20 protein-coding genes and 1 tRNA gene are annotated in these 22387 nt (G+C 66.4%); 7 read left to right on the top strand and 14 right to left on the bottom strand.

All coding sequences use genetic code 11. From position 1 onward, the window contains the following. Nucleotides 1-2: 2 nt before the first annotated feature. The 3 genes from V5734_RS01900 to V5734_RS01890 all read right to left on the bottom strand — a co-directional run bounded on the left by V5734_RS01900 (nt 3) and on the right by V5734_RS01890 (nt 2664). Nucleotides 3-815, bottom strand: coding sequence for an outer membrane protein (locus tag V5734_RS01900; protein WP_347311842.1), 813 nt, complete (start codon nt 813-815; stop codon nt 3-5). Between the two features lie 111 nt (nt 816-926). Then, entirely contained in the window at nt 927-1796 is an 870-nt protein-coding gene (locus tag V5734_RS01895; RefSeq protein WP_347311841.1) for a hypothetical protein, read from the bottom strand. A 109-nt stretch (nt 1797-1905) separates the two neighbouring features. Beyond that, nucleotides 1906-2664, bottom strand: a complete 759-nt coding sequence (locus V5734_RS01890; RefSeq protein WP_347311840.1) for a hypothetical protein — start codon at nt 2662-2664, stop codon at nt 1906-1908. A gap of 138 nt (nt 2665-2802) precedes the next feature. Here V5734_RS01890 and V5734_RS01885 point away from each other — a divergent pair, with 138 nt between their 5' ends. From V5734_RS01885 to dxs, 5 genes are all read left to right on the top strand, one after another. Further along, nucleotides 2803-3735 (top strand): histone deacetylase family protein, encoded by a 933-nt coding sequence (locus V5734_RS01885; protein WP_347311839.1) that lies wholly within the window; start codon nt 2803-2805, stop codon nt 3733-3735. Then, nucleotides 3732-3968 carry an exodeoxyribonuclease VII small subunit gene (locus tag V5734_RS01880; protein WP_347311838.1) on the top strand — a complete coding sequence of 79 codons (237 nt, stop codon included), beginning with the start codon at nt 3732-3734 and terminating at the stop codon, nt 3966-3968. Before V5734_RS01885 ends, V5734_RS01880 begins: the two co-directional genes overlap by 4 nt. Then, nucleotides 3968-4834, top strand: coding sequence for a polyprenyl synthetase family protein (locus V5734_RS01875; protein ID WP_347311837.1), 867 nt, complete (start codon nt 3968-3970; stop codon nt 4832-4834). Before V5734_RS01880 ends, V5734_RS01875 begins: the two co-directional genes overlap by 1 nt. Before the next feature lie 9 nt (nt 4835-4843). Continuing rightward, nucleotides 4844-5896 carry a low-specificity L-threonine aldolase gene (gene ltaE / locus V5734_RS01870; RefSeq protein ID WP_347311836.1) on the top strand — a complete coding sequence of 351 codons (1053 nt, stop codon included), beginning with the start codon at nt 4844-4846 and terminating at the stop codon, nt 5894-5896. An 84-nt stretch (nt 5897-5980) separates the two neighbouring features. Beyond that, nucleotides 5981-7897: a 1-deoxy-D-xylulose-5-phosphate synthase gene (gene dxs, locus V5734_RS01865; RefSeq protein ID WP_347311835.1), complete on the top strand. Its 1917-nt coding sequence runs from the start codon at nt 5981-5983 to the stop codon at nt 7895-7897. 16 nt (nt 7898-7913) lie between these two features. Here the strand turns inward: dxs and V5734_RS01860 are convergent, their stop codons facing one another. The 11 genes from V5734_RS01860 to V5734_RS01810 form a co-directional block, all read right to left on the bottom strand. Further along, nucleotides 7914-8108 (bottom strand): hypothetical protein, encoded by a 195-nt coding sequence (locus V5734_RS01860; protein ID WP_347311834.1) that lies wholly within the window; start codon nt 8106-8108, stop codon nt 7914-7916. Between the two features lie 98 nt (nt 8109-8206). Beyond that, nucleotides 8207-9259 carry a tRNA epoxyqueuosine(34) reductase QueG gene (gene queG / locus V5734_RS01855; RefSeq protein ID WP_432759697.1) on the bottom strand — a complete coding sequence of 351 codons (1053 nt, stop codon included), beginning with the start codon at nt 9257-9259 and terminating at the stop codon, nt 8207-8209. 81 nt (nt 9260-9340) lie between these two features. Beyond that, nucleotides 9341-10006, bottom strand: a complete 666-nt coding sequence (gene fzlA, locus V5734_RS01850; RefSeq protein WP_347311832.1) for an FtsZ-binding protein FzlA — start codon at nt 10004-10006, stop codon at nt 9341-9343. A 56-nt stretch (nt 10007-10062) separates the two neighbouring features. After that, the gene (gene mtgA, locus V5734_RS01845; protein WP_347311831.1) at nt 10063-10797 is read right to left on the bottom strand and encodes a monofunctional biosynthetic peptidoglycan transglycosylase; all 735 of its coding nucleotides are present in this window, start codon (nt 10795-10797) and stop codon (nt 10063-10065) included. Nucleotides 10798-10855: 58 nt separating this feature from the next. Next, entirely contained in the window at nt 10856-11797 is a 942-nt protein-coding gene (locus V5734_RS01840; RefSeq protein ID WP_347311830.1) for a Hint domain-containing protein, read from the bottom strand. 189 nt (nt 11798-11986) lie between these two features. Further along, entirely contained in the window at nt 11987-16522 is a 4536-nt protein-coding gene (gene gltB / locus V5734_RS01835; protein WP_347311829.1) for a glutamate synthase large subunit, read from the bottom strand. Then, nucleotides 16519-16962, bottom strand: a complete 444-nt coding sequence (locus V5734_RS01830; protein ID WP_347311828.1) for a GFA family protein — start codon at nt 16960-16962, stop codon at nt 16519-16521. Before V5734_RS01830 ends, gltB begins: the two co-directional genes overlap by 4 nt. Further along, nucleotides 16959-17672 (bottom strand): hypothetical protein, encoded by a 714-nt coding sequence (locus V5734_RS01825; RefSeq protein ID WP_347311827.1) that lies wholly within the window; start codon nt 17670-17672, stop codon nt 16959-16961. The genes V5734_RS01830 and V5734_RS01825 overlap by 4 nt, the downstream gene beginning before the upstream one ends. Before the next feature lie 141 nt (nt 17673-17813). Continuing rightward, nucleotides 17814-19250 carry an NAD(P)-dependent oxidoreductase gene (locus tag V5734_RS01820; protein WP_347311826.1) on the bottom strand — a complete coding sequence of 479 codons (1437 nt, stop codon included), beginning with the start codon at nt 19248-19250 and terminating at the stop codon, nt 17814-17816. Between the two features lie 160 nt (nt 19251-19410). After that, nucleotides 19411-20214: an undecaprenyl-diphosphate phosphatase gene (locus V5734_RS01815; protein WP_347311825.1), complete on the bottom strand. Its 804-nt coding sequence runs from the start codon at nt 20212-20214 to the stop codon at nt 19411-19413. Nucleotides 20215-20292: 78 nt separating this feature from the next. Continuing rightward, complete coding sequence (locus tag V5734_RS01810; RefSeq protein ID WP_347311824.1) at nt 20293-21279, bottom strand: complex I NDUFA9 subunit family protein; 987 nt, start codon at nt 21277-21279, stop codon at nt 20293-20295. A gap of 147 nt (nt 21280-21426) precedes the next feature. On the opposite strand from V5734_RS01810, the gene V5734_RS01805 reads away from it, so the two are divergent. Both V5734_RS01805 and V5734_RS01800 read left to right on the top strand, forming a co-directional pair. Then, nucleotides 21427-21511, top strand: a tRNA-Leu gene (locus tag V5734_RS01805). Nucleotides 21512-21664: 153 nt separating this feature from the next. After that, entirely contained in the window at nt 21665-22270 is a 606-nt protein-coding gene (locus V5734_RS01800; protein ID WP_347311823.1) for an isochorismatase family protein, read from the top strand. The last annotated feature ends 117 nt before the right edge of the window (nt 22271-22387 follow it).

The following is a 22387-nucleotide window of genomic DNA, read 5'->3' as shown; positions in this document are numbered from 1 at the left end:
CCTCAGTACCGCTTCAGGGGAACCCGCACGCCGATCGTCACCACGGTATCGCTGCGATCGACCTGCAATCCCTCGCGCGGGACGCTGCTGCCCGCTCCACCGATCGGCGTGGTGCCGCCCTCGGCCGTGCCGAAGTCATAGTATCGCAGCGACAGGTCCAGCAGCACGGGGTGCTGCCCCGGCCGCGTCACCTGCACCGACACGCCGGCGCCGAGCGACCAGGCCAGGTCGATGGAGCTGTCGCCGGCGAAACTCCGCACCGGGTTCGAGGAGGCCGGATTGCTGCGCGTCCAGTCGCTCATCTCGTTCCTGGCGAAACCGAGCCCGGCGACGACATAGGGCTGGACCCTGGAATTCACCCCGCGCTGCTCGAGCGGCGAATAGAAGACGTTGCCCATGAGCGCGGTCGTCCGCACCCGCGCGTCGGTGATGCTGGCATGCGGGCCGGGATCGGCCGGCACCGCGTAGCTCCACGGTCCGGTCGCATCGACCTCACCGGCCGACACGAGGCCGACATCGGCGCGGAACCCGTTCATCCAGTCGAAACCGACCGCAGCGCCGACAAACGCGCTATCCTGATCGGCAAAATCGAAAAAGACCCTGGGGTCGGAGCCCCCGGGCGGCAGCCAGTTGGCATCCGACAGGTCGGTCGCGCTCGGCCCGGCCTCGAACCGCAGATAGGGCCCGTAGGTGACGCTTGCCGATGTCCTGCCGAACAGCGTGCCGACAATGTTTCCCGCCGTGTCGCCCGCATGGACGGATGTGGCGAACATTCCGGCTGCACATACCGCCGCGACCGCGTATCCTGTTCGCATTGCCTCTCCTTCACTGCCGGCAGACCGCCGGTCTTGCTCGAATTCGGCCAATTTTGACACAGAAAACCGCCGCCCGGTTGCCCTTGGGGCCAGGCCGGCGGCGAAAAACGCTCAACCGTGGCCGGCAAGCACCGCAATCCGGACCGCTTCGGCATCCGCGGCGAGCGCTGCGGCCGCGGAACCGGTGACCGGGGCCCCGAGGATCGTCGAAACGGCCGTCACCGTGTCCGCGCTGATCGGCAGGTTCTTGTCCGAGGCGACGCCAAGGAACGCCGCCATCAGCGTATCGGTGCTGTTGGTGATTTCCCCGGTACTCGTCAGGACCGATGCCCCGTCAAGCGCGTCCTGGAACAGCGCGAGGTTCTGAAGCGGCGAATCGATATAGCTGAGATTGTCGAAATTGGTCGACAGTTCGAGGATCATCTCGTTGAGATTCATCGAGTAGAAATCCGCCATCTCGGGCGACAGGCTGGCCAGTGCCTCGTCGTAGGCGCGCTGCAACACCTGATCGGGCGAGCGTGCGACATTCAGGCGGCCAAGCTCGACCTCGGGAATGCCTTCTTGCGCCCAGACCGGCTTGCCGCCTGCGGAACCGGCCCGACCCTGCCCTTGTCCCTGGCCCGCGCCCTGCCCGGATCCGGGATTGGGATTGCCGCCCTTGTGGCCTCCCTGACCGCCCTTGCCGCCCGAATGACCGCCATCGTCTTCGTGTTCTCCGTCTTCGCCGTCATGCCCGCCGCTGCCACCCTTGCCGCCCTTGCCGCCCGAGTGACCGTCATCGGCGTTATGGTCGTCATGGTCTTCTTCGTGCCCGCCGCTACCGCCAGAGCCGCCGGTATGGGTTTGGGCCCATGCGGCAGGGCCGTCGCCGAAGCTGCCGGGCTGAGCGCCGGGCCAGAACACCAGCGCCACGGCGCCGAGGGCCAGAACGGAAACGCCGCGTGCAAATGCGGCGCCTGTGGTTGTCGTGTCGAATTTCATTCTGCCTGTCTCCATGGTTCGCCCCCGCGATCTTCGCATTTGCGAAAATGCCCCGGCGCACCGGTTCGTGCGCCGGGGTTGGGCGGGTCCCCGCCCCCGCCAGACCCTGTCAGCCGTGACCGGCCAGCACCGCGATCCGGATCGCCTCCGCGTCTGCGGCAAGGTCATCGGCCGCAGTACCGGTGATCGGCGTCCCGAGAATGGTCGAGACCGCGAGCACGGTGTCGGGCGAAATCGGAACCGTCTTGTCCGACGCCACGCCGAGGAAGGTGGCAAGAAGCGTGTCGGTCGTGTTCGTCACACCGAGCGATGTCAGCGTGGAGGTGCCGTCCAGCGCGTCCTGGAACAGCGCGAGGTTCTGAAGCGGCGAGTCGATGAAGCTGACATTGTCGAAATTGGTCGACAGTTCGAGGATCATCTCGCTAAGCGACAGCGAATAGAAATCGACCATCTCGGGCGAAATGCTCGCCAGCGCCTCATCGTAGGCGCGCTGCAACACCTGATCGGGCGACCGCGCCACGCTCAGGCGGCCAAGCTCGACCTCCGGGATCCCCTCCTGTGCCCAGACCGGCTTGCCGCCGCCGGAACCGGAGGACGACGGGCTTCCCGCCTGCGGACCCTTGGAATCGGAATCCGGGCCCGGCCCGCCCTGGCCGGTTCCCTCACCGCCCTGGTTGCCCTGGCCGGATTGTGAGCCCTTGCTGCCATCGCCTTGGCCGCCTTGATTGCCCTGTTGTGCACCCGATTGCTGCGCCATCGCGGCCGTCACGCCGAAACCGGTCGGACCCGACCCGTTCGAAAAGCCGACCACGGCCGCGACCGCCAGGGCCGAAACCCCTGCACTGATGATCATTCCTGACTTGCGCATTGCTGTCCTTCCTCCGTTCGCATGTATTGCCCGGAGGGAACGTTACGTTGGAAGACACATTCCAGAATTGATATGCATCAATGGATTGAAAGAATCTGCCGGCCTTGCGTGTGCCGTGCGCTGCGCTAAGGTCCGGCCATGACCACGCTTTTCCTCACCCACCCCTCCGCATTGCAGCATGTCACGCCCTCCGGCCACCCCGAACGGGTGGAGCGGCTTGAGGCGATCTATGCCGCCCTTCGCAAGGATGATTTCGCGGCCCTCGACCGCCGCAGCGCACCTCTGGCCAACGAGGCCGAGGTGCTGCGCGGCCACAGCCCAAAATACCTCGCCGAAATCAGCCGCGCGCGGCCCGAAGCCGGTTGGGAACAGCTCGATCCCGACACCTACATGTCGCCCGGCTCGTGGGAGGCCGCCTTGCGCGCGATCGGAGGGGTCGAGGCCGCCGTCGATGCGGTTCTGGCCGAAGACGCCAGGAACGCCTTCGTCGCCATGCGGCCGCCGGGGCACCATGCCGAGCGTGCCCGGTCGATGGGATTCTGCCTGTTCGGCACCGTCGCCATTGCCGCCAAATACGCGCTCGACCACCACGGGCTCGCCCGTGTCGCGGTGCTCGATTTCGACGTCCATCACGGCAACGGCACGCAGGTTCTTCTCTGGGACGAAGCGCGCGCGATGTTCGTCTCCTCCCAGCAGATGCCGCTCTGGCCCGGCACCGGATCGGCGGACGAAACCGGCGCGCATGGTCAGGTGATCAACCTTCCGCTTGCCCCCGGATCAGGCGGCGCCGAGATGCGCGAGGCGTGGGAAGGGGCGCTCGCCCGCGTCGCCGCGTTCCGGCCCGAGCTGGTCCTCGTCTCGGCCGGCTTCGACGCGCATCGCAACGACCCCCTGGCCAATCTGAACTGGACCGAATCCGACTACGCCTGGATCACGCATGCGATCTGCGATCTTGCCGACGACAGCTGCGGCGGCCGGGTGGTCTCTGCCCTGGAAGGCGGCTATGATCTCGACGCGCTGGCGGCCTCGGTCGCCACGCATATCCGGGTGCTGATGGAGCGGGGCGCATGAGCGAGATTGCCAAGATGACATTCGAGGACGCCATGAAGGCGCTGGAAGAGGTCGTGCGCGATCTCGAATCCGGGAATGTCGCGCTGGAAAAGTCCATCTCCCTCTACGAACGCGGCGCCGAGTTGAAGGCGCATTGCGAAAAGAAGCTGAAGGAAGCCGAGGAGAAGGTCGCCAAGATCACCCTCGGCCCGGATGGCGCCCCAACCGGCACGGTTCCGGTCGAAGGTCTCTAGTGTTCCCCGAACGGCTGAAAGCGGCGCAGGATGGCGTCCAGGCGGCGCTCGTCGCGGCGCTTGCCGCGCGGGCGGAAGTGCCTGTCGTCCACGCCATGCGCTACGCGCTGAACGGCGGCAAGCGGCTTCGGGCCTTCCTCGTCCTCGAAAGCGCGGCCCTGCACGGGATCGGTGCCGGACAGGCGATGCCCGCCGCCGCCGCGGTGGAGGCGCTGCACGCCTATTCGCTCGTCCATGACGACCTGCCGGCGATGGACGATGACGACTTGCGGCGCGGCCAGCCCACCTGCCACGTGAAGTGGGACGAGGCGACGGCGATCCTCGCCGGCGACGCGCTCCAGACCCTCGCCTTCGAACTCCTGACCGACCCCGTCCTTGGCCTCGCCGAGCGGCGCATCGCCCTTGTCCGCACCCTCAGCCTCGCCTCCGGCGCCGAGGGCATGGTTCTTGGCCAGGCGCTCGACATCGCGGCGGAAACCGCGCCGCTGCCCCTGACGCTCGACGAGATCACCGCGCTTCAGGCCGGCAAGACCGGCGCCCTGATCGCCTTCGCCGCAACCGCCGGTCCGGTTCTGGCGGGCGCCGATCCCGCACCGCTCGCCGCCTACGCCCGCGCTCTCGGCCTGGCCTTCCAGATCGCAGACGACATCCTCGACGTGGAGGGCGACCCCGGGAAGGCCGGCAAGAGGTTGGGAAAGGACGCGGCGGCCGGCAAGGCCACCTTCGTGTCGCTGCTCGGCCTCGACGGAGCCCGCGCCCGCGCGGCCGAATTGGTGGCCGGGGCCGAGGCCGCGCTCGCACCCTATGGCGCGCGCGCCGAAACTCTGCGCGCGGCAGCCCGCTACGTCATCGCCCGCGACGCCTGAGGAGGCAAAATGAGTGTCTATTCCGGCCTGACCGACCCCGCCGCCCGCCCGAATATCCTGTGCGACCTGCGCAGCGACACCGTCACCCGGCCCGACGCTGCGATGCGACGGGCAATGGCGGCAGCCGAGGTCGGCGACGACGTCTATGGCGACGACCCCGAGGTCAACCTGCTTCAGGCCGAACTGGCCGCGATGCTCGGCAAGGAGGCCGGGCTGTTCGTCCCGTCGGGCACCCAGGGCAATCTCGTCGCCATCATGTGTCATTGCGGGCGCGGCGACGAAGTGATCGTCGGCGCGGACTACCACGTCTTTCATGACGAGGCGGCCGGCGCCTCGGTGCTGGCGGGCGTCGCGCTCCATCCGCTGCCGCTGACCGCGACCGGCGGGCTTGCGCCCGACGCGATCCGGCGCGCGCTCCGCCCCGACGATCCACATTATCCGGTCAGCCGTCTCCTGAGCCTGGAGAACACCGTCGGTGGCCGGGCCATCCCGCTCGACGACATGCGCGCTTCCGCCGCGGCCGCGCGTGAGGCGGGCCTCGCCGTCCATCTCGACGGCGCGCGCTTCTTCAACGCGATCACCGCACTCGGCTGCCCCGCGACCGATCTCGCCGGTCTCGCCGACACCGTCTCGGTCTGCCTGTCGAAGGGGCTCGGGGCGCCTGTGGGCTCGGTCCTCGCGGGGCCTGCCGGCCTGATCGATCGGGCCAGACGGCACCGCAAGATCCTCGGCGGCGGGATGCGTCAGGCCGGCGTACTGGCGGCGGCAGGCCGCCACGCGCTCCGCCACCACGTCGCGGGCCTTGCCGCCGACCATGCCCGCGCCAGGACATTTGCCGACGCGCTCGCCGCGCTCGGCGCGGGCAGGGTCCGTTGCGAAACCAACATGGTCTTCTTCACCCCCGCCGATGGCGCCAACGCGCACCTCCGCAAGAGGCTTTCGGAACGTGGTCTTCTGATCGGCGGCGGGTCGGGTGAAATTCGCATGGTCCTGCACCGCGACATCGACGATGCGGGCCTTGCCCATGCCATCGCGGCCTTTCGCGCCCATTACGGCGGATAGTCCGCAGGCCCCGCCCGGCCAAGGTCATTGTTCCCGGCAGCGTTTCCGACTAAACCGGCGCAGGTTCAAACCGGGAAGATAAGCTTGACCGACCGACCGAACACGCCGACGCTCGACCGCGTGACGACTCCCGCCGACATGAAGGCGATGAGCGACCGTGACCTGCGTCAGCTTGCCGACGAGCTGCGCGCCGAAACGATCAGCGCGGTATCGGTGACGGGCGGTCACCTGGGCGCCGGGCTCGGCGTGGTCGAACTGACCGTCGCGCTTCATGCCGTCTTCGACGCGCCGCGCGACAAGATCATCTGGGACGTCGGCCACCAGTGCTATCCGCACAAGATCCTGACCGGCCGGCGCGACCGCATCCGCACCCTGCGGATGAAGGGGGGCCTATCGGGCTTCACAAAGCGCTCCGAAAGCCCCTACGACCCCTTCGGCGCCGCCCACAGCTCCACCTCGATCTCGGCGGCACTCGGCTTCGCCGCCGCCCGCGATCTCGGCGGAGAACCCGGCGACGCCATCGCGGTGATCGGCGACGGGTCGATGAGCGCCGGCATGGCTTACGAGGCGCTCAACAACGCAGGGCACCTGAAAAAGCGGCTCTTCGTCATCCTCAACGACAACGAGATGTCGATCGCGCCCCCGGTCGGCGCGATGTCGGCCTATCTCTCGCGGCTCTATGCCGGCGCGCCGTTCCAGGAATTCAAGGCCGCCGCCAAGGGCGCGGTCAGCCTCCTGCCCGAGCCCTTCCAGGAAGGCGCGCGGCGGGCGAAGGAACTGCTGAAAGGCATGACCATCGGCGGCACCCTCTTCGAAGAGCTCGGCTTCACCTATGTCGGCCCCATCGACGGCCACGACCTCGACCAGCTTCTGCCCGTGCTGCGCACCGCGCATGACCGTGCGACCGGACCGATGCTGATCCACGTCCTCACCAAGAAGGGCAAGGGCTATGCCCCGGCCGAGCGGGCGGCGGACAAGGGCCACGCCACGGCCAAGTTCGATGTCGTCACCGGCGAGCAGAAGAAGGCGCCATCGAACGCCCCCTCCTACACCAAGGTCTTCGCGCAAAGCCTGATCCGGGAGGCGGAGGCGGACGACAAGATCGTCGCCGTCACCGCCGCGATGCCGGACGGGACCGGCCTCAACCTCTTCGCCGAACGCTTCCCGCGCCGCTGCTTCGACGTGGGCATCGCCGAGCAGCATGCCGTGACCTTCTCCGCCGGGCTCGCCGCCGGGGGGATGAAACCGTTCTGCGCGCTCTATTCGACCTTCCTGCAGCGCGGCTACGACCAGGTCGTCCACGACGTCGCGATCCAGCGCCTGCCCGTCCGCTTCGCCATCGACCGCGCAGGCCTCGTCGGCGCCGATGGCGCCACCCATGCCGGTTCCTTCGACATCGCCTTCCTCGCCAACCTGCCCGACATGGTGGTCATGGCGGCGGCCGACGAGGCCGAGCTTGTCCACATGGTCGCCACTGCCGCGGCGATCGACGACCGCCCCTCGGCCTTCCGCTACCCCCGCGGCGACGGTGTCGGCGTCGAGATGCCCGAGCGCGGCCAGCCGCTGGAGATCGGCAAGGGACGCATCATCGCCGAAGGCGGCCGCGTCGCGATCCTCTCGTTCGGCACCCGTCTTGCGGAAGTCCTGAAAGCCCGTGAAAGCCTAAACCAGCGCGGCCTTGCCCCGACCGTCGCCGACGCGCGCTTCGCCAAGCCGCTCGACCGCGACCTGATCCTGCGGCTCGTGTCGGATCACGAAGCCCTGATCACCATCGAGGAGGGCGCCATCGGCGGCTTCGGCTCCCACGTCGCCCAGCTTCTGGCCGAGGAAGGAATCTTCGACCGCGGCTTCAAGTTCCGCTCGATGGTCCTGCCCGATACCTTCATCGACCAGTCCTCACCCGAGGATATGTATGCCACCGCCGGCATGAACGCCGCTGACATCGAGGCCAAGGTGCTCGACACGCTCGGCGTAACGCGGATTGGGGAAAAACGGGCCTGAGCGGACAGGCACCGCCTCAGGCAGTGCGGCCGCGCTCGATCCGGGTGTATTCGCGCAGCCGCGCGCCTTCGTCGCGCTCCGCGGGACGCTCGTGCACCTTCTTCGCGGCGGGATTAGTGCCCTCTGCGCCATGGGTCTTCTCGACCTCCACGAAATGCTTCAGACGGCTGTTATCGGCAGCGCTGTCAGAGCCGGTCTTGCCCTTGGCCATGGTTTTCTCCTCCTTCTGTATGAGCCGCATCCAGACGCGGGGATGGTTCAAAGATGGGGGCGAATCGCCACGAATGCCACCCCTTTGGGCTGATCGGCTCAGCCGCCGCCGCTCTCCGCCAGCCGAAGAAGCGCCCATCGCGCCGCATCCACGACGGCCGGATCGGGATCGCCTTCCAGCCCGGCAACCACGTCCCGGAGCGCCCTGTCGCCGGAATTTCCGATCGCGTAAAGAACGTTGCGCACGAAGCGGTCCCGCCCGATCCGTTTGATCGGACTTCCCGAAAACCGCTCCCGGAACCCCGCATCGTCAAGCGTCGCAAGCTCCGCCAAGGGTGGCGCGCCCACCCGCGCGGCATAGCCCGCCTCGTGTGCGGCCACCGCGAACTTGTTCCACGGGCAGACCGCGAGGCAATCGTCACAGCCGTAGATCCGGTTGCCCATCAGCGCCCGCAACTCCTCCTCGACGGGCCCCTTGTGCTCGATGGTGAGGTAGGAAATACAGCGCCGCGCGTCGAGCTGATAGGGTGCCGGGAACGCCTTCGTCGGGCAGATGTCCAGACAGGCCCGGCACGACCCGCAATGATCCGTCTCGGCCGCGTCCTTCGGCAGGTCGAGCGTCGTGAAGATCGCGCCAAGGAAGAACCAGCTCCCGAGGTCGCGGCTGACGAGGTTGGTATGCTTGCCCTGCCAGCCGAGACCCGCCGCCTCGCCCAAGGGCTTTTCCATCACCGGTGCGGTATCGACGAAAACCTTGATTTCCGCCGGAACAGAGCCTTTTTTTGCCTCCTCGATCAGCCACCGCCCGACCCGCTTCAGCCGCCGCTTCACCAGATCGTGGTAGTCCTTTCCCTGGGCATAGACGCTGACCGCCCCCCGGTCGCGCTGCGCCAGGACCTCCAGCGGATCGGTTTCCGGCGTATAGACCTCCGCCAGCACGATCACCGTCCGTGCCTCGGGCCAGAGCGCCGCCGGATCGCCGCGCCAGCCCATCCGCTCCGCCATCCAGCCCATCTGTCCGTGCCGCCCCGCCGCGACGAAGGCCGCGAGCCGTCCCGCCGCCTCGGGGATCGCCGTCGGCGCGCAAAAGCCCACCGCCGAAAACCCCTCCGCCAGCGCCCTCTCCACGAGACGCTCCCTGAAGCCGGGCATGCTCATGCCCCCCGCCTTCTTCTGTTCGGAAATACTCCACGGGGGTCCGGGGGTGTGAAACCCCCGGTTCTCCGGCCCGGTTCAGAAATCCAGATCGGCATAATGCGCCGGCGGCGGGAATCCGGGCACCTGATCGGCCAGAAGCGACCGGAACGACGGCCGCGACTTGATCTTCTGGTACCAGTCCTTGACGTTCTGGCTGCGGTTCCAGTCCACGTCCGAGATATAGTCGAGGCAGGACAGATGCGCCGCCGCCGCGAAATCGGCCAGCGTCATCTCGTTCCCCGCGATCCAGCGGCGCTGATCGAGCAGCCAGCTGAGATAGTCGAGGTGATACTTGATTCGGTTCGCCCCGAACTTGACGTTCTTCGAGTCCGGGTATCCCTGGCCGGTGATCTTCTTGTTGACCCGCTCGTAGAGAAGCTTGGAGGTCACCTCGTCGTGGAACTTGTCGTCGAACCAGGCGCAGAGCCGGCGCACCTCGTAGCGGCCCTCGGCATCGCGCGGCATCAGCTTCGGCTCGGGCACCGTCTCGTCAAGGTATTCGCAGATCGCCTGGCTCTCGGTCATGACCTTGCCGTTGAGGCGGATCACCGGGATCTTCCCGGCCGGATTGCGGCGCAGGAACTCCGGGCCCTGTTCCCAGTACCGCTCCTCGACCAGTTCCACCTCGATCTTCTTCTCGGCCAGCGTCAGGCGAACCTTGCGGCAGAAGGGCGAAAGCGGAACGTGATAGAGGCGGGTCATGGATGCGGGCTCGTGTCGCGGCTGCGAACCCGTGATACCGGCGCCGCCCATGGGGATCAATCCTCGAAACAGGCGGCGCGCCCGTCGGCGCGGATCGTCGCCGCCCCGTCGGTGATCTGCGCGGCCTTCTGGCGCAGAAAGCCCGACGGACGCGCCGGGTTGCGGCCCTTGGGATCGGGCAGCGCGGCCGCGATCAGCGCGGCCTGCGTGGCCGAGAGCGCGCTGGCCGGCTTCTCGAAATAGGCCTGCGCCGCCGCCTCGACGCCGAAGACGCCTTTTCCGGTTTCGGCCACGTTCAGATAGACCTCGACGATCCGCCGCTTCGACCAGATGAGTTCCACGACCGGCGTCATCAGCGCCTCCAGCGCCTTCCGGGGCCAACTCCGCCCCTGCCAGAGAAAGACGTTCTTCACCACCTGCTGGGTGAGGGTCGAGGCGCCGCGCCCGGCGCCTTCGTCGAGCGCGGCGCGGATCGCGCGGATATCGAAGCCCCAGTGCAGGCAGAAATTGGCATCCTCCGCCGCGACCACGGCCCGCGCCATCCCGGGCGTCACGTCCTCGATCGCCACCCAGTCCCGGCTGATCCCGCCATGCCGCCAGCTTTCGGCGATCATGTAGGGCGTGAAGACCGGATTCACGACGGTGAACAGAAGCACGAAGAAAAACCAGACCCCGGCAAGAGCGGCCAGACCGCGGCCGCTCCAGCGCAGGATATCGCGCAGCGTGAAGCCGTCGCGCTTCGCCGCGGGTTTCCGCTTCGATCTCGTTGCCGGTTTTCTGCTCTTTGCCATCGCGCGAGATCAATCATGCGGCGCGGGCCGCGGTCAAGGCCTTGCGCGCCGGCGCCCGTCAGGCCGCGAGCGCCCGCGCTTCCCACTCCGACAGGATGCGCCGCGCCGCAGGAACGCGCGCCTCCACCAGAGCGGCGAATTCGGGGAAGATCGACAGGATCTCGTCCAGAAGGGCCCGGTCACGCTCCATGAGAGCGCTGCCCGGATGGAAACTCTCGCTCGGAGCACCCTCGGCAAAGACGATCTCGTGCCGGTCAAACATCAGATGGACGTATTCGACCTGGGCGACCGGCACTTCCGCGATGCCCGGCACCCCGACCAGATGCTTCGCCGCGACCAGCACTTCCGGCTCTCCGAACAGAAGCTCCGCCTGCCCGCCGCGGACCAGCATCCGATGCTGCGGCGAAACGAGAAGGGTTCGGTCGTTGCCCAGCACGCCCGCCGCGATGCGGATCGGCGCGACGCGTCCGAAACCGCTGACCCGCCGCCGCCCGGCCCAGCGCACCACCTGCGGTCCGTGATCCAGCGTTTCCACCAGATCGCCCGGCGCGATCTCCTCGGCGGGCCGCTCGCCGCCCGGGACCGCGATCAGGGTTCCCGCCACGAAGCAGGGCGGCACCGGCCATGGCTGCGGGGCGGTGGTATTCAGTCCCGCAACGGTCAGCTGGGTATTGCCGTTGCTGAGGTCGGGAACGCCGTCCCCGTCCGCATTGAGGTCGATCGCGACGGTCTGAAACGTGCCGTTTCCCATGTCGATGCGGAGGAAGGCGCCCGATTGGGTCGGATCACCGCGCACCGCTCCGCTGCCCAGGTAGTCATAGCTCAGCCAGGTCAGGCCGCCATCGAGCGAAACAAACTCACCGGCAAGCGGGTCATCGATCGTGTTGTCGACTTCCAGAAAGACCAGCGACGTGAACGAGTTGTTCACGATGACGATGTTGCCGCCGGAAAGGAACGGATCGCCGTTCACTTTTTGGGCGGTTAGCTCATAAGTCGCCATGCCTGCCTCGTGCTTTGTTTGCGCGGTACGTTATCAGATGGTTTGCACCAAGAAACAGGCAAAGTCGTGTTCTGATAAGTGCCCTACCGACCGTGGCAAAAAGCCCGCTGTCGCAGGGTATGGCTGTATCAAAGACAAAGGGCCGAACTGGCGTCCGGCCCTTTGTCTGTCGTTCGCCCGAGTCCGGCTCTATTCCGCCGGAACGGCCTCCGAATCCGCGCTCAGCGGATGCGGCAGGCGGACCAGCATTTCCTTCGGGCAGATCTGCAGGAAATTCGCCCGCTCCGCCGTCCAGTGCTGCAGGATGCCTTTCGCCTTGAGGCTGCCGGTCTCGTTCGCGTGCCGCTCGACCAGCGCTTTCAGCTCCGCCTCCCAATGCGGGTGGTTCACCGCGCAGGTGACGAGCGTTTCGAGGTTCATCAGCTCCTCGGCGGTCCCGTCGGGATCGTAGACATAGGCCATGCCCCCGGTCATGCCGGCCCCGAAGTTCGCCCCGATCCGGCCGAGGATGACCGCGACGCCGCCGGTCATGTACTCACACCCGTTGGAGCCGCAGCCCTCGATCACCACCTTGGCGCCCGAGTTCCGCACCGCGAAGCGCTCGCCCGCGCGGCCGGCGGCGAAGAGGTAGCCGTCGGTCGCGCCGTAAAGCACGGTGTTGCCGATGATCGTGTTCTCCGACGCGGTCAGCGGCGAGACCATGGGCGGCCGCACGACGATCGTGCCCCCCGACAGCCCCTTGCCCACGTAGTCGTTGGCATCGCCCGACACTTCGAGCTTCAGCCCCGGCGCCGCGAACGCGCCGAGCGACTGGCCGCAGGAGCCGGTCAGCTTGACGGTCAGGTGATCCGGCTGAAGCGCGTTGCGCATGCCGAAATTCTTCACGATCAGCGAAGAGGCCCGCGTCCCGATGGTGCGGTGGGTGTTCCGCACCGCATAGGAAAGCTGCATCTTCTCGCCGTCCTCGAAGAACCGCGCGCCGTCGCGAATGATCTCCGCGTCGAGCGTATCCGGCACCGCGTTGCGCGGCTTCGACCGGTCGTAGACGATCTTGTCGGCGCCATCGACGGTGATGAGAAGCGGGTTGAGGTCGAGGTCGTCGAGATGCGCCGAACCCCTGCTGACCTGGCTCAAAAGGTCCGCGCGCCCGATCACCTCGTCAAGGCTCCGCGCCCCGATCTGGCTGAGGATCTCGCGCACCTCCTGGGCGTAGAAGGTGATGAGGTTCACCACCTTGTCCGCCGACCCGGTGAACTTCTTGCGAAGATCCTCGTCCTGCGTGCAGACGCCCACCGGGCAGGTGTTCGACTGGCACTGGCGCACCATGATGCAGCCCATCGCGATCAGAGCGGCGGTGCCGATGCCGTATTCCTCGGCCCCCATCATCGCCGCGATGACGATGTCGCGCCCGGTGCGTAGACCCCCGTCGGTCCTGAGCGTGATCCGCTCGCGGAGCTTGTTCATCGCCAGAACCTGATGCGCCTCGGTCAGGCCCATCTCCCAAGGCAGGCCGGCATACTTGATGCTGGTCGCAGGCGACGCGCCCGTGCCGCCGTTGTGACCCGAAATCAGGATCACGTCGGCCTTGGCCTTCGCCACACCGGCCGCAATCGTGCCGACGCCCGAGGACGACACCAGCTTGACCGTCACCTTGGCGCGCGGGTTGATCTGCTTGAGGTCGTAGATCAGCTGCGCCAGATCCTCGATACTGTAGATATCGTGGTGCGGCGGCGGGCTGATCAGCGTCACACCCGGCGTCGAATGGCGCAGCCGCGCGATCAGCGCCGTGACCTTCATCCCCGGCAGCTGGCCGCCCTCGCCGGGCTTGGCGCCCTGGGCGACCTTGATTTCCAGCTCCTCGCAGGCGTTCAGGTATTCCGCCGTCACGCCGAACCGGCCCGACGCCACCTGCTTGATCTTGGCCGACGGGTTGTCGCCATTGGGTTCCGGCAGGAAATGCGCCGGATCCTCGCCGCCCTCGCCCGAGTCGGACTTCGCGCCGATGCGGTTCATCGCGACGTTCAGCGTCTTGTGCGCCTCGGGGCTGAGTGCCCCGAGCGACATGCCCGGCGTCACGAACCGCTTGCGGATCGAGGTGATGCTTTCCACCTCCTCGATGGGCACCGGCTTGCCCAAGGGCTTGATGTCGAGAAGGTCGCGGATGTGGATCGGCGGATTCGCCCGCATCGCGGCCGAATACTGCTTCCACAGGTCATAGGACGCCCGGTCGCAGGCCGATTGCAGCATGTGCATCGTCTGCGCTTCCCAGGCGTGCTTCTCGCCAGAGCGCCGCGCCTTGTAAAAGCCGCCGATCGGCAGGACGTCGGTGCCGCCCTTCCAGCCCTTCGCGTGGATCTCCTCCAGCTTGTGCTGGATGCCGGAAACCCCGATCCCGGAGATACGGGAATGCATGCCGGGGAAATACTCGGCGACCATCGCGCGGGAAAGCCCCACGGCCTCGAAGTTCAGACCCCCGCGATAAGAGGAAATGACCGAGATCCCCATCTTCGACATGATCTTCAGCAACCCCGCGTCGATGGCATCGCGGTACCGCCGCATTGCATCGACGAGCGAGCCTTCGATCAGACCGCGACGGATGCGGTCGGCGATGCTGTCCTGCCCGAGGTAGGCGTTGACCGTGGTCGCCCCGCAGCCAATCAGGACCGCGAAGTAATGCGGGTCGATGCATTCGGCCGACCGCACGTTCAGCGAACAGAAGGTCCGAAGCCCCTTGCGCGTCAGCCACGAATGCACCGCCGAGGTGGCGAGGATCATCGGCATCGGCACCTTGTCCGCCGACTGGTGCTGGTCGGTCAGGACGATATGCCCGGCGCCGGAGCGCACCGCATCCTCGGCCTCGGCCCGGATCCGCTCCAGCCCCAGCCGCAGCGCCTCGCCTTCGCCGCCCGCGAAGGTGCAGTCGATCATCGCGACCGAGCTGCCGAACTGCCGCACCATCTCGTCGAACTCGGCATTGGCGATGAACGGGCTTTCCAGGACCAGGATCTCGGTCTGGGAGCTGTTCTCGTCGAGCACGTTCTTGAGGTTGCCGAACCGGGTCTTGAGGCTCATCACCCGGCTTTCGCGCAAGCTGTCGATCGGCGGGTTCGTGACCTGGCTGAAGTTCTGCCGGAAGAAGTGGCTGAGCGGCCGATACTGCTTCGACAGCACCGCGGCCGGCGTGTCGTCGCCCATCGACGCGATCATTTCCTTGCCGTCCTCGGCCATCGGCGCGAGCACCTGTTCCAGCTCTTCCAGCGTATAGCCCGCCGCGATCTGCCGCTTGCGAAGTTCTCCGCCCTCGAACAGCGCCTTTTCCGGCACGTCGCGCATGATCGCGTTGAGGTCGACGACCTTGGCCAGCCAGTCGGCATAGGGCTGCGCGCCCGCGAGCCGGTTCTTCATCTCGGCATCGTGGTAGAGCTTGCCCTCCGCCATATCGACCGCGATCATCTGCCCCGGCCCCAGCGCGCCCTTCTCTCGCACCACGGCCTCGTCGACCGGCACCATCCCGGCTTCCGATCCCGCGATCAGCAGGCCATCGCCGGTCACGACATAGCGCAAGGGACGCAGGCCGTTGCGGTCGAGCCCGCCGCACACCCAGCGCCCGTCGGTCATGGCGAGCGCGGCGGGCCCGTCCCAGGGCTCCATCACCGCGTTGCAATAGGCGTACATGTCCTGCCAGGCCTGCGGCATCTCCACCGCCGACTTGGACCAGGCCTCGGGCACCAGCATGGTCTTGGCCATCGGCGCCGACCGCCCGGCCCGCACCAGCACCTCGAACACCGCGTCGAGCGCGGCGGAGTCCGACGACCCCTGCGCCACGATCGGCTTGATGTCGCCCGCCTGCTCTCCGAACGTGGCCGAGGCCATGCGGATCTCGTGGCTCTTCATCCAGTTGAGGTTGCCCTTCAGCGTGTTGATCTCGCCGTTATGGGCGAGGGTGCGGAAGGGCTGGGCCAGCCACCATTGCGGGAAGGTGTTGGTCGAATAGCGCTGGTGATAGATCGCGAACGCGCTTTCGAAGCGTTCGTCCTTCAGGTCGGGATAGAACTCCGCCACCTGCTCGGCCAGCATCATCCCCTTGTAGATGATCGACCGGCACGAGAGCGTGCAAAGATACATTCCCGCGATCCCGGCCGCCGCCGCCGCCTTCTCGATCCGCCGCCGGATAACATAAAGCTCACGCTCGAACGTCTCTTCGTCGACGCCCTTGGAGTTCTTGATCAGGATCTGCTCGATCTCGGGCCGCGTCGCGTTGGCCTTCTCGCCCAGCACCTCGGTGTTCACCGGAACGTGGCGCCAACCGTAGATGTAATAGCCCATGCGCAGGACTTCGGTCTCCACGATCGTGCGGCACGTCTCCTGCGCGCCGAAGTCGGTGCGCGGCAGGAAGACCTGACCGACGGCGATCAGCGCCTTCATGTCGGGCTCGTGCCCGGTGCGGCGGATCTGGTCGTAAAAGAACGGCACCGGGATCTGCACATGGATGCCCGCCCCGTCGCCGGTCTTGCCGTCGGCATCGACCGCGCCCCTATGCCAGACCGCCTTCAGGGCGTCGATCCCGTGCTCCACCACCTTGCGGCTGGCCTTGCCGTTGATCGACACGACCAGACCGACGCCGCACGACGAATGTTCGTCCTCGGCACGATAGAGACTGTTTTCCGCCATCCAGGCGCGCCGTGCCTCTTCCGAGGCGAGCCAGTCAGAGTCAAATCCGCTCATTTTTCCTCTCCCGCGATCTGGGGGGCGATGGTCGCCATGAATTCCGCTTTCGTTTGCCTGAGGTGATCGCCCGCATAGGCGAAGCCCTTGGGCTTCTGATCCACGTAGATTTCCTTGGTCAGCGCGAAGCCGCCGAGATTGTCAAAGAGGCCCGCCGACACGCTGTAATGGTCCGTGCCGGGAACCGTCAGGTGATACCAGAGGGGCGTCCCGCAGGTGTCGCAATGCGCCCGCTCGGCCCAGTCCGACGACGTGAACACCTTGACCGGCCCCATGGCCTTGATCGTGCCGGGTGCCGCGTCGATCTCCAGGAAGGCCGAGCCGGTCCAGCGCCGGCACATGTCACAATGGCAGGCGTGCAGTTCAGGCTGCCTGGCCTCCATCGTCACCGTGACGGCGCCGCAAAGACATTGTCCGCTCAGTGCCTTCGCCCCGGTCATGACCGTGGCCTTTCGCCATGTGGCGGCGTATCGGTCATCATCATGTCGCAGTCGTAAAGCGGCTCGGACGACAGGAATCCCTTGTCGCCCGGCTGCGCGAAGGCGACCGGCGTGTCGACCACGGTGTCCCGGTCGCCGAACCCGTTCTCGAAATCCTCGGTATCGGCCCAGAACAGCCGCCAGTCGCGGTGGATGAACTGCCGCCCGACCCGGCGCCAGATCATCTCGCCCTCCGCGGTCCAGGCGGTCAGATCGAACTTCGTGCGCTCCAGCACGACACCGTCGATCACCGTCTTTTCGCCGGTCAACTGGTCGAAGCCGGTGTAGCGGCGGACCTCGCCGGTGTTGCTTTCGGTGGTGAAGTCGTAGTCGTCGCGCCCCGTGGTAATCAACGTCGTGAAGGAGGCCGGATCGGTTTCCGACAAAAGCGCGTCGCGCTCTCCGGTGACGAGGTCGAAGCTGTCGAGCCACCTTGTTTCCGCGTCGATCCGGCTCATGTAGAACGGACCGTCGCCATCCATGTAGACCGCCCACTGGTCGCCCGGCGCGTCATGTTCGCAGCGGTAATGCTGCGATACCTGGCAATTGCGTAGCTGGACGGTGGCAAAGGCCGCGCAGCCGGCGGGCGGCGCGAATTTCCCGCCGGCAAGCGCAGGGGCCGCCAGAAGCGCGGCGGCCGAGAGGCTGAAGAGGCCAAGCTGCGATGACACGTTCAGACTTCCTTCATACTCCAGGTCAGCGTCCCTGACCCTTTCTCCGTGCTGGCAGCCTTGCCCGTAGGGTGCCTGTAGCTACGGATGTACTACGCGTGCGGGACGGCATACCGACGCCGTTCCGCTTGTATTCCGGCCCTATTCCGCCGCGACCGACTGCGCCTCGGCGAGGTAGTCGAGAATGCTGTCTGCCGCCTCGCGCCCGTCGCGGATCGCCCAGACCACAAGGCTCGCGCCGCGCACGATGTCGCCGACGGCGAAGACGCCCGGCAGGCTGGTCGCATGGCTGCGGAAATCGGCCTTCACGGTGCCCCAGCGGGTCACGTCCAGCCCGTCGACGCCCCAGAGCTTCGGCAGCTCCTCCGGCTCGAACCCAAGCGCCTTGATTACCAGGTCCGCATCCTCGACGTAATCCGCGCCCTCGATGATCTCGGAGCTTTGCCGGCCGGTCGCGTCGGGCGCGCCAAGCCGCATCTGTTGCACCAGGACGCCCTCGACGGCATCTCCGGCGGTGAAGCCTTTCGGCGCGGTCAGCCAGACGAAATCGACGCCCTCTTCCTCGGCATTCGCGACCTCGCGTTGCGAGCCGGGCATATTTGCCCGGTCGCGGCGGTACAGGCACTTCACCGACTGCGCGCCCTGGCGGATCGCTGTGCGGACGCAGTCCATCGCCGTATCGCCGCCGCCGATCACCACGACGCGCTTGCCCTCGGCATTCAGCTCGCCCGAGTCGTATTCCGGCACGTCGTCGCCGAAAGACTTGCGGTTCGAGGCGGTGAGGTAGTCGATGGCGCGCACGATGCCCGTGGCCGTGGCGTTGGGCCCGCCAAGATCACGGCTCTTGTAGACGCCGGTGGCGATGATGACGGCGTCGTGCTTGCCCCGGATCGCGTCGAAGGTGATGTCCTCGCCCACGTTGCAGTTCAGGACGAACTGTACGCCGCCATCCTCGAGCTGCTTGATGCGCTGCATCACGACATCCTTCTCGAGCTTGAAGCCGGGGATGCCATAGGTCAGAAGGCCGCCCGCGCGATCGTAGCGGTCGTAGACCGTGACCTGAAGGCCCTGACGGCGCAGGTGATCGGCGGCGGCAAGGCCGCCCGGACCGGCGCCGATGATCCCGACGCTTTCGGTGCGCTCCCGCGCCGGCTTGATCGGCTTCACCCAGCCGTTGTCCCAGGCCGTGTCGGTGATGAACTTCTCGATCGCGCCGATGGTGACGGTGCCGTGGCCGGACTGCTCGATGACGCAGTTGCCCTCGCACAGCCGGTCCTGCGGGCAGATGCGGCCGCAGATCTCGGGGAAGGTGTTGGTGGCCTGGCTGATCTCGTAGGCTTCCTGAACCCGGCCTTCTGCGGTCATCCGCAGCCAGTCGGGGATGTTGTTGTGCAACGGGCAATGGCTCTGGCAATAGGGCACGCCGCACTGGCTGCACCGCCCCGCCTGCTCTTCCGCCTTCGCTTCGGCGTACTCGCGGTAAATCTCGTTGAAATCCTGCGCGCGCACAGTGGCCGCACGTTTCTCCGGCATCTCTTTCGAGACGGTCACGAATTGAAGCATGCGTTGCTGTGCCATCGGGTGGTCTTTCCGTCAGAAGATCAGGGTGCGCATTGCTACTCCCGGCTCGTCGGAAATAAAAGTCAGAATAGCTTACCTATTTTCAAGATTTTTGCCTGGTTTCGGATTTATGACAGGCTTTTTGACCAAATTTAGGTCAGCAATAGATACCTATTTGTCAGTAACCCATACTCAGGGCGGCCAGAACGATAGACCCGACGATGATTCGCCACCATCCGAAAAGCCCGTATCCATGCTGGCTGACAAAGCCGAGTAGCCAGCGCACCACGAGAATCGCTGCGACAAAGGCCGCGGCAAAACCGATCGCGATCTCGCCCAGCGCGCTCCAGTCAAGAACGTCGCGGTTCTTGTACAGATCGTAGGCGAAGGCCCCCGCCATTGTCGGCATCGACAGGAAGAAGGAAAACTCCGCCGCCGCGCGCTTGTCGGCGCCAAGGGCCAGCGCGCCGACGATGGTGGCGCCGGACCGGGACACGCCGGGGATCATTGCCAGGCACTGGATCACGCCGATGCCGAGCGCCATCGGCAGCGGAAAACGGTCCGCCTCGTGGTGCCTGGGGGTTAGCGGCAGACGATCGACGATCAGGAGCACAATACCGCCGATGATCAGCATGGACGCGATGAGGCGCGGGCTTTCGAACAGCACGTCTTTGATGAAATCATGCGCCAGAACGCCGACGACCACCGCCGGAAGGAAGGCGATGAGCACAGAGCCCGCGAACCGCCGTGCCTGCGGGTCGCTGGGCAGCCCCGCGACGGTCCGCCCGATCTTCGCGGCATAAACCCCGAGGATCGCCAGAACCGCACCGAGCTGGATCACCACTTCGAAGGTCTTGCCGGCGCTGTCGAAGCCGAGGAAATGGCCGGCCAGCAGGATATGACCTGTCGAGGAGACCGGAATGAACTCGGTCAAACCTTCCAAGAGCCCGAGGAACAGGGCACTCAGCGTCGCATCGTTCATGTCTGGCGGCCTTCCTTGAAGGGATCAGGGACGGGCACAGCTTTAAGCTCCATGCCGCATCGCGGCAAGCCGGGTCGGTCAACCGTGCCGGCGCAGGTTCTTTGCAGAGGCCTTGATCGCCTCGTACTGGCCCGACGGCCGGAAGCGCCAGAGATAGTCCGGCAGCACGGCATGCATCGGCGTCGCCGCAATCCCGAGATCGGCAAGACCGCGCGCACCGTCGGCGACGATGTTGTCGTGGCGCAGCGACTTGACCTGGTCGCCGGTCAGGATCGTGTTGGAGATCAGCCCGCCGGTCAGCATCGACCCGAAATCGAGAAGCCCGGCGATGATCCGGGCCACCCAGAACGGCATGTTCACGACCAGCCGGCGGCGGTTGATGACCTTCAGCATCTCGCCCATCAACGCGCGGAACGTCGCCGCGTCGGGCCCGCCGAGTTCATATGTGCCGGCCGCCTCGCCCATCACGCCCTTGACGGCCGCCTGCGCCACGTCGTCGACATAGACCGGCTGGAACTTCGTCCCGGCGCCCACGACCGGCAGAACCGGCCCCATGCGCGACATTCCGGCGAAACGGTTGAAGAACCCGTCTTCCGGCCCGAACATGACCGAGGGGCGCAGGATCATCGCGCCCGGAAATGCGGCCGCCACTGCCGCCTCGCCCTCGGCCTTGGTGCGGGCATAGTCGCTGTCGCTTGCCGCATCCGCGCCGATGGCGGAGACATGAACCATTCGGGCAACCCCGGTCTCGGCCGCGATGCGGGCAATGCGGCCCGCGCCTTCGGCCTGCACGGCGTCGAAATTGTTGCGGCCGCGCTTGTCGAAAGTGCCGACACAGTTCACCACCGCGTCCGCCCCGGTCATCGCCGCCCGCACGGAGGCGTCATCGCGGATATTGCAGAAGATCGGCTCGACCTGGCCCACGGAACCGTAGGGCTTGACGAAAAGCGCCTCGTTCGGGCGCCGGACCGCGACACGGACACGCCAGCCCTCCTTCGCCATCCGCCGTGCGATGTAGCGCCCGAGGAATCCCGAACCGCCGTAGATGGTGACGAGCTTGGACATGGGCAGCCTCCGGGCAATCGCTTTCTCGGGCCCTGATTAACGCCCCGTGGCCCATCGAACAAGGCGCGAATGCGCGCGGGCCGGGATTCGCGTGGACCCCCGTTGACAGTACCGGGCGCCGGCTATACATGGCCCGTCACGACACCTGCCCAGGTGGCGGAATTGGTAGACGCGCACGGTTCAGGTCCGTGTGCCGCAAGGCGTGGAGGTTCGAGTCCTCTCCTGGGCACCACTTAAATTCAAAAAGCCGTTCTAACTCAGTGAGTTGGGCGGCTTTTGCGTTTTTCAATCCACCTTTTCATCCGCCCAACAGCCACTTGTCATTGGGATTTTTGACTTTTCGCGTTCTCTGGATACGCCCAAGGTCCAAGGGCCCTTGGTCCCCATGACCAGACGCGCGCAGACTGAGCTGGAGGTTCTGGCAGAGGAGCCCCCCCCGATGAAGCAGTATGTCGGATTGGACGTGTCTCAGAAGGAGAGATCGGTCTGTGTGGTGGATCAGGACGGCAAGCCGGTCTTTCGGGGACGGGCGAAGTCGGATCCCGGCGCGTTGGCTGCGTTGTTGGCGAAGAAAGTACCACAGGCCCGACGCATCGGCTTCGAAACCGGAGCCATGTCGGGCTGGCTCTGGCACGAGCTGCGCCGGGTCACCTCGCCTGATTTCGTCGAGGCGATGCAACTGCGGGGCATCGATTGGCTGATCGTCGGCGGCGGCTGGTCCGCGGCCTGCGGCGCGGCGACCTTGAAGGACGGGGTGGAGCGCGGAACGCATATCCTCCTTGTCAAGAACGCCTGCGGGTCGGGCAGTCCGGCGATGCACGAAACTGCCGTCCTGAACATGGCGAACCGGCTTTACGACGGCGCGGTCTGCGATAACGGCCGGGCTGTGTCGCTGATCGGCGGCGGGCCGGCGCAGGTGTGGCGCACGTCGCTGCCGGTGCCGATCAAGTTCACCTATGAAAGCGCCCCGCGCGACTACGCCGCTCTCTGACTTGACTGCGCCGCATGACTGCGACGCACTCGTTCTTTATTCTTTCGTCATAACTATCGCGTGTGCAATCGTTTGCATCGGCAAGACTGTTGTCGGCCCGAAGCCGACTTTTCACCC

Origin of the sequence: Defluviimonas sp. SAOS-178_SWC, from assembly GCF_039830135.1 — a bacterium.
Lineage (GTDB): Bacteria > Pseudomonadota > Alphaproteobacteria > Rhodobacterales > Rhodobacteraceae > Albidovulum.
The sequence above is the reverse complement of the archived record's forward strand: the minus strand, read 5'-3'. Positions and strand labels throughout refer to the sequence as shown.